Source organism: Aquimarina sp. 2-A2 (genome assembly GCF_045505135.1).
Classification (GTDB): Bacteria; Bacteroidota; Bacteroidia; order Flavobacteriales; family Flavobacteriaceae; genus Aquimarina; species Aquimarina intermedia.
The window spans coordinates 271,178-279,467 of the sequence record NZ_JBJKFI010000007.1 but is presented as its reverse complement, the minus strand read 5'-3'; the positions used below and the strand labels follow the sequence as shown (position 1 = coordinate 279,467).

3 protein-coding genes are annotated in these 8,290 nt (G+C 40.0%); all 3 read right to left on the bottom strand.

Translation table 11 applies throughout. The annotated features are described in order from the left end of the window. On the bottom strand, positions 1-1,412 hold a 1,412-nt coding region (locus ACJRPK_RS16040), incomplete at its 3' end, for a SprB repeat-containing protein (protein WP_407141425.1). 4 nt (positions 1,413-1,416) lie between these two features. Then, on the bottom strand, positions 1,417-3,498 hold the full coding sequence (locus tag ACJRPK_RS16035) for a hypothetical protein (RefSeq protein ID WP_407141424.1): 2,082 nt from the start codon (positions 3,496-3,498) through the stop codon (positions 1,417-1,419). 10 nt (positions 3,499-3,508) lie between these two features. Beyond that, the gene (locus ACJRPK_RS16030; RefSeq protein ID WP_407141423.1) at positions 3,509-8,236 is read right to left on the bottom strand and encodes a hypothetical protein; all 4,728 of its coding nucleotides are present in this window, start codon (positions 8,234-8,236) and stop codon (positions 3,509-3,511) included. Positions 8,237-8,290: the final 54 nt, after the last annotated feature.

The following is an 8,290-nucleotide window of genomic DNA, read 5'->3' as shown; positions in this document are numbered from 1 at the left end:
TTAGCGCGTCCTGCATAAGTAGCATCCTTGGTGGATCCATTTATAACAATAGGAGTAGCGGGACTGATGGTTTCTGTTAAAGTTTTTACAGATTTATCAGGATTTTTAGCAACACACCCTCCATTGTTAGGAGCGTAATATTTATCCCTAACTTTAATGGCATATGTTCCAACTTCTTTTGAAACTGTTGTACTTCCGGAAAACTCAATCCAAGGTTCATCATCGATTTGATATTCGTACGGAGTATTTCCTCCAGTGGCGTTAATAGTGATTGTACCAAATTGAGATTCACCTTGAGCTGCTGCGCATGGAATATCAGTACTTGATGTTGTAAAAGAAACCGGATCGGGTGATGAGATCCTAAAGATAGGGGACACTTCAGGCTGTGCAGAAGAATTTGTCTGGAATTGTACCCGATACCTTCCGATATTCAAAGAATTGGGCCAGGTATAATAATATTTACCACCTATTAATTTTATTTCATCACGATATGCAATAACTTCTGGATCTACTTCCAAAACGTTTGCGCCGTCATTATCAACTATAAATAAGTCAAAAGTTAAAGCATCAGTAGCTTCAATAGTTCTATCTAATTCTAAGACGAACCCGCCATCGGTACTATCAGAGCAATTCGTCTTGGTGGGAGAAACGTTAACTACTTTAGGGGAACATCCTATAAATTGATATGTCAGAATATTAGAATAACTATTATTGGATGGTTCATCCGTATATCGATATCGAATATTAAAGTTTTCTCCAATACTTAGTCCTGGGAAATCTGAAAGTTGAAGATCAACTTCAATTGGATTTGCTCCATAAGACAATAAAGTTCCTTCAAATCCAGCAATTCCATCTGCATCATATTCTAAAGCATAGAGTGGTTGTTGTGATGAACATTTTAAGCTATTGGTTATCCTTATTTTTTTGCCTTCACATTCTGGAATCTGATTCGTGGCAGCATTATAATTATTTACCTCTCTTATAGGTACTAGTTCGTAGATACGGAAATATTCAGAAGTGACATTATTGCAATTAAGATCGTATAAGATTGGTCTATAACAAATCGAATCTTCGAAATTCCATTCTTCGGAGACTGATCCATCGCAAGTAGACCCACTAGGATAATAAGAGAACATTGTAGTAGTTAAGAGCTTATTTGCCTTTTCAGGTAAAGTAATAATTTCGTTTCTCTTATAATTTTGAGGAAACCCGTTCGTTACTGATGCCCTAAGGATTTTATAACGTCTGTTGTCCGGTAATGCTTTAAGGTCTACATCAACGGTATAGGTCGCAAAAGTATTACCTCCATTTTTAACCTCAATGGAGACATCATATTCAATTTTATATTTTACCTGAGCTTTTGAACTCAAACATAACAATAAAAACACTAAAAAACATAAAACCTTCTTCATACTATCAATAGTTTACTTCAACCGAGCTCCACTTAGAATAACTTCCATCTTCAAAAATCGCACGAATTCTGTATGTATACGTAGAATTAATAGTGAGCTTCGTATCGGTGAATAGTTTGGAGCCTTTGGGTAAAACTTTGTACAAGGTAAGGGGGGCGTCATTCACTTTACGATAGAGTTCGTACGAGGTAATTTGCTCTCCTTTTGCTCCCCAACTTAAAACGATCGATTTATCAAAAGTGTTTATCGCTCCATATAAACCACGAATACTATTTTTTGGACCAGTACTTGAGACACGCAAAGAAACCGGCGATCCCGGTTGAGATTCTAATCCGCTCTCATCTCTGGCAATAATAATATAACTATAAGAATTCCCTTCCTCAACATTGGTATCCTCATAGGAACGGTCTGTAAGATCAGCGGCTTGAAAAACTAATTGCCAGGTAGGATCACTTAATTGTTTGCGATAAATGTAATGTGCAGCTACATCATCACTAGAACTATTTGCCCAGCTTAATTCTACGGTTCCCTTATCTGTAGTAAATGTTTTAAATACCGGTGGGGTAGGCGGAATGATGTCTGGTTTTTTCAACACTAATACCTCAGAAGCCGGAGACAGGTTGTAGCGTTGATCCACCGCTACAATTTTGTAAAACACCTTACTGTTTAGACTTTTTATATTAACTGTATCCACATAGGTCGGATTCATTTGCGGAGATTGTGTGAGCTGAGAAAACTCTTCCTTAGCTAAGTTTCCGCGAAAAACGCGATATCCAAGCAAATCTTCTTCATTGTTCGCCTTCCATTGTAGGGTAACAACGCCTGTACTATCTACACGACCCTCTAACTTTTGAGGTTTCGCCGGCGGAATTGAATCGACAGGTTGTACCAGCATGGTAAAAGAATCACGGTAATTATTATTTTTACCATTTGCGGTAATTTTGAAATAGTTTGATGCCCGCAGCTTTGTATAGCTTATTTTACGCGCCGTGGGTGGGATGTTCTCCACTACCGGAATGTAGGCACCACGATCTGTATCGGATCTTTTTAAGGTAAATCCCTTTATATCTGCATTGCCCTCTTCAGGAAACTCCCAAGTAAGTTCAACTTCACTTTCAGATTTGAATGTTTTTGAGAGCAAGTGCGGCACAAATTTTAGCACTTTCTTTCCTTCTCCGGTTACCACATTGGAGATGGGACCTACTTCTCCAAAAGAGGATACGCCTTTAATTCGATAAAAATATGCTTTGTCGTTTGGTATGGAGTCAATGTATATGGTTCGATCGTTTTCTGATTTCTCTTTTTGGATAGCAGTGTAGGGCAGATCTCCTAATTTGCTAAACCGCTCGCCGTCTTCTGAGCGTTCGATAATGTAACTGTTGTAGGTGTTTTTTAACAAAGTAGAATTCCAAGAAAGTAAGGTGCTGTTATCCTGAAAAATACCGACAAAATCTACAGGCTCCGGTAAAGGTTCATAATCTATAATACCTGTAAACACACCACCTTCTTTTATTTTTAACTCGGTAGTTGGTGTATTAGCAATTACTTTATAAAGATATTTCTCATTAGGCTTTACAGCAGTATCAATATACCCTAATCCGGCTTTTTGTGCGATATTAAAATCTTGATCTGCCGCGTACAACCCAAAAGCAAAACGTTGTTGTGTTTCTTCAGCTTTATTAATTATCGAAGCCAGGCCGCCACCGCCTTGTACTACAAAACTTTCTCCCCATAGCGCTTGTGCCATAGTAGCACCAAAATCATTAATTTCGGATAAACTTTCCCATTCCATCATCGGTACAGGTTTAAAATTTTGCCCTACGATTATTTTTTCAGGTTTAGGCAACGTTTTTCGATCTCGCGAAATCGTATAGCGCTCTAGTGTATACCCGTAACGATTTCCTTTGATCCAAGAGATGGGGGTGTTGGCAACCCATCGTAGCAAAATCCGATCTTCTTGTGGTCTTGAGATCACTTTCACTTCGTGCGTAGCTTCTTTGGTCTGTCCAAAAGTGAAGTGCTGAGTACCCAGTACTAAAAGGACAAAAAGGACTGATGTTTTATATGATAACTTAAAAATTGACATGTTTCTTTAATTAGTTTGGGTTAACATACATAAAGTTGCTTCGCGTACCTGCTTTTCCGCCCGGGAGTACATATTGGTATTTGGAGTTATAGTTTCCTTTCTTTATATAAGGAAAACGACCATTGATGATGTAATCATACTTTGCAACCTCTGTCGCATAGGTGTCCGGATCATTCAAGTAGGCGTTCACCACTTTATATTGTATATCAATAAAATCTCTTTTAAAATAAATGGGTAAATTATAGGTATGTGGCATTCGGGTATCCAAGTAGTCACTGCTTGGCTGACTCTCGAGATACGAGTGATACCAGGTTAATTGATCCATCCCTTTTTTGGGAGGTAATCCCATTATGGAGATATCCCGATCCACGGTTAATGAATCATTAATCGGATAATCCTTATAAACTAGTGGATACACCTCTTCCTCATAATAGGTGTTGTTTGAAAGTATCGCTTCTACTTTCACCAATGCCTTACCACCGGAATATTGATTTCCTGATAATTCAACTTTATCAAAAGGTTCACTTTTACGCACCACTGCTTTTAGCTTGTGTACATCTGCGTAAATTATTTCACGTAACGGAGAACGAAACTTTTTGTCTTTCATTTTTGCGCTAAACGAATCGTGTTCGCTGGTAGCAAAACTATAGCTAAGCATTTCTATGGTCTCAGGATTAGTCGTTAGTCCTTCAATCGTATTGCTTTTGGTTTCCACCGTATTTCCATTGCCAAGATCTTTACTTTTATAATTGCTGTTTACGCTTCCCTTGGCTGCCGCCGGAGGCAAAGTAAGCAACACCGCTTGATATTCCATGGAGTTTGACATTTCAGGTAAGCTGAAATTAACTTGTTTTTGTCCTACGTTATAGGACAGGTTGCTCTCCGTTGCTTTTTCATTATCATCAATAAGATAAGCACGTTGCGCCCATCCGGCTTGTAATTGAAAAAGATACTCTTGTCCTCGTTTTAATTTGATATACCCATTTGGATGTTCTTTTGGTAAAAAGTATTGCTGTTCAATTACCGGATAACAATACTCAATATTGGTTAACGGAATGTAATCAGGTGCTGTGCCCGTTGTAAAGCTTAGGCTTTCATCTTCCTTTAAAAGTTCTCCATTATGTGTTACCGGTGTCCATCTGCCATTTATTTTTTCTTCAAAGGCTACCGATACAAATAAGCTTAGTTGTTCTTCTGGCGGTAATACTTCTGTCGAAGTAAAGCTTAATAAGTCATTGTGTTCATTCCACGATTGCTCACCTCTCAGAATTCGTCCGGAATTATCTTTTAACCAAAAATCATCTAACTTAAAACGATATTCATGTACTTTATACTCTTCATCTTCAATACGAATGGTACTGCCTACCGCCATATTAAAAGATACTTGTGGTACTGCGAACACATCGACATCGCGCATATCCTTCCTAGGCTTCACATCAGCAATTATCTTGATGTCACCCAAAGGGGATCCACCACTAATGATATCACATTCTTCTCCAAACTGCATTTCAAATCTAAAGCGTCCTTTCACCAGACCCCCTAAGACATTATAATAACCACCAAGATAGCCCTTGATCCATACCGGATTAGGTAATTTTGCTTGCATCAGCGTTGCGGCACCCGCTTCGATAATCGGAATACGTTTACGTTTCCCGAAGAGTTTAAATTTTATACCCATCGATCCTTGTAAATACACATAACTCTGACCATTAGCATACCATCCATTGACTCCGATTTGACCACTGCCTCTACAGATAGTATCCCCATAATCTTTTACCATAATGTCAAAACCAAATCCTGCATTAAAACGAGCATACAAGAACAAAAACGTCATGTCGCCAGTATCAAAATCAAAGCTGGATCCAAATGCGATTCCGCGTCCCCCGCGTAATGCATTTTCATCCCGCATATAATCAAGCTCTGCGGCGTCCATACCTAAAATCTTAGCAACTTGGGCAGGGGGTGGAGGAGAAGCCGGCATATAATCTCCCATCATAAAGTAACTCTTGGCTGTAAGAGCCACGCTGCCAATTCCTACTTTTAAGCCTATAGGATCAGTGGGGGTTCCCACATGGATATACCATTCGCCCGGACCAAAATGAACTACTGCCCAACCGGCACGTCCGCCGGCACCCACACCTTTGAACACTCCACCGAAAACATCAATGTATAATTCAAAAGTACCGTGAAAGGTATCTTGCGTAAAGTCAAATTCTATAGCGACATAGGCGTTTAGTCCTTTTTGACCGGTCATAGTAGCCGGATATATCGCTTTAGAAGCTTCGATTAAGTTTGACTCCTTTAGTTGATTTTCTACCCCATCGGGAATCTGAGATTCATTTTCGACTATGCCCCCTAAATTCTCACCCATTTCATCTCCTGCATCATCATAGCCAGGGGTTTGCAACATATGCGCTTCACCATACAAGCTTATTCGATTAATACCGCCATGACGGTTGAAGGCAATTTCGAATCCAAAACCACCGTTAACGGCACTGCCGCCTCCTGTGACTTCAAATAACATCATCGCTTTAACGCCCAGACCACTGTTTTCATCAGGAACATATTTTACACCAGAGGTACCGATGCCCATATTGGAACTATAGCCATCTTTACGCATGCGATACGACGCACCGCCACCAAATCCAGTAACGACAAACCCAGTGGGTATTACTAAGTGTAACCCTTCTACTAATCCATCTACATACCAATATCTAAAGGTCGTTTTACCAAAAGTTGCATTAATAGTAACCGCAATACCTCCTTTAAACGTAGCTTTAACTTGTCCACTGAAACCATCGCCATAAATTGGATCATTTTCTCTAAACTCAACAAAGCCTTCGATTAAAAAACCGACATCGGCTGCGATGTCAATACGTCGTAATCTAATACGTTTAAATTTCCATTTTTCAAGGCCTTGATTTTCACCGAGCTCACCTTCTACAGAAAGGCTTGTTGCACCGCTAAAACCGCCATCACTATCCATCAAGTTGATAGCAATGGTAAAGTCCAGGGCTGCAATTTCGCCATCGGCACGAATCGCAATTTCTGAAATCGATGCAGGGAAACTGCCTACTTTTACCTCCCCTTTATAGCCCGCATAGCCAATTTTTAGTTTTGGACTAACGGTTTGTAGTTGAAAGTGTTCAAAGAGAATACCCTCAAAATCGGCGGTGGCGGTGGATGATTTCGACCCATTATTAGAGCCTTTAATTGCCATGTTGCCATGTAAAATAGCTTTTGGACGAAATTTGCCATCGTCTAGTTTAAGCTCAATGATACTATTCTCAGTAATGGTTGCCCGGGCCTTAAAGAGGTCAAATCCTAAAGACTCTGTAGGACTGGCGGTCAAGGTATACTCATTGGTTGATGCGTCAATTAATGCCGTGTAATCCAAGGCGGTAGTATCGCTTTTATCAGAACTTCCTCCCTGATAAGTAGAAACAGGAAGTACCATTTTACCTCCAAAACCACCACCGGCAAAGGTGCCGGCTACAAAAATTACTTTAAAACTATCTACCGAGAATTGCCATCCTCCGGCGGATCCTTTGTCCAAAGGTAATACGTTGTTGGCAGAAAAAGTCCCCGACACTCCGTTGTTATCAATAATCAATTTTTCGGCTCCAAAGCTGATGCGTTTGCTGTTATTTTGTTCTTCAAATTGTTTGGGAAGTACCACAGTCAAAGATTCGACATATACCCCTTGCCAGATATTCTCTTCTCCCGAAATCAAATACTTTTCCTGATAGCCCTCCGGCCATTTGATAGCAGCCGAGTTACGTACATCGCTAAAATCAAATACGGCGGTATTCACCTCAAAAATGGTGTTTTTTAAAGAAGGAATTTGAAATCGTGGCAAGTTGATCTCTACCAAAACATCATTCCAGTCACTGGCTACGAGTTCAAAGCTGGTGGTTACTTTCTTTTTTATTTTAGTATCTCCGATGGTAGAGTTATCGATCTCATTTGCTGCGGTAACAGGGAGTATTTTTTCTCTGGAAAACTCTACATTTGCGGCAATTCCTAATTCTTTAAAACCATCACAATCAATGGTTACATAGGTTTTTTTATCAAGGTTACCGGTTTTAAGATCATACCCACCTTGTAACACCATCAATACACTTTTACCCTGTAGTCGTACCGGAAAATCACCTAATAGCACTAAATCTGCCGAACCAAACAACCCACCTTTGTGGGATAGCTTTACCCCGCTGGCACCAAAAAACAATTCTTTTTGCTGCCCGGTTTCATCAATTTGGGGCAACTTAAGACGTACAAAAATTTCCAACTCCGAATAGTCTTTACCTAATTTGATTTTACTCACCCCCATAATAAACTCAGAGCTACCAATCTCTTTTTTGATCCCTATGGGGAGGGTAACGGGGGTTTCTCCGGTTAAATAATCGGTTAAACTCTCCAAAAACTTATTTTCTGCAACCAACTCATCAATCACTGTTTTTGCTTCTGATCGCAAAGCGTTGACAGTCGTATCCATCTCAAAACGTGTGTACAGCTCATGCTGTGAGAAGTCACGAACCGTTGACGCTGTGGACAACTCTTTCAATTGGGTGTTCACTGCCTGATCCAACGCTCCAAAAGACCGTTGTAACTGCACCGGCGGTAATACTGGCGTAGTGGTTGTGGCTGTGTTGGATTTCGTTTTTGCTTTATCACCAATACCGGCAAACGTAGTACACGTAAGAAGTAAGGTAAGTATAAGTAGGTAGAAGTGTTTCATGCGTAGTGGGCTTTGTTGGTATGTTGGTTTTTTATATTTTTTCTGGTGCTCGTT

Coding starts and splice junctions, on each gene's coding strand:
- ACJRPK_RS16030 (WP_407141423.1), bottom strand. CDS start 8,236: ATGAAACACTTCTACCTACTTATACTTACCTTACTTCTTACGTGTACT.
- ACJRPK_RS16035 (WP_407141424.1), bottom strand. CDS start 3,498: ATGTCAATTTTTAAGTTATCATATAAAACATCAGTCCTTTTTGTCCTT.